Consider the following 412-nt stretch of genomic DNA (forward strand, 5'->3'; position numbering starts at 1 on the left):
CCGACGACCTCACCGGCATCGTTGAGGACCGCGTCATACATCCACGTTGCATACTGCGCCAGCGGCAGATCGAAGTACTTGTAGCGCTGGCCCTTGGGCTGGGTAAAGAGGCTGCTCACCACGCGGGCCGCTTCCTCCGGATCCCACACCAGCGTCACCTTCTTGCGGTGCGGCTGGTCCTTGAGGCGCTCCAGCGCCGTCCGCCCCACAAAGTCATGGTCGAACTTGATCAGGCGCCCATACCCCAGATCCCACGGTGTCAAGTAGTAGTCCTCAATGTTGGGGCTGACAAAGCTCCCACCCAGCGACCCCACCGCCTCATAGGCCGTGGCCGGGAGCCACTCCCGGTACCCCCGCAGGTCCGGACTGGTGTAGATCGCCGGCAGCGGATTGGGAATCCAGCCGGACTCCA

1 pseudogene is annotated in these 412 nt (G+C 64.1%); it reads right to left on the reverse strand.

From position 1 onward, the window contains the following. Nucleotides 1–412, reverse strand: a pseudogene (locus tag NET03_RS13385) (aminomethyl transferase family protein); the annotation flags it as partial.

This window comes from Thermomicrobium sp. CFH 73360 (assembly GCF_023806465.1).
Taxonomy (GTDB): Bacteria; Chloroflexota; Chloroflexia; order Thermomicrobiales; family Thermomicrobiaceae; genus Thermomicrobium.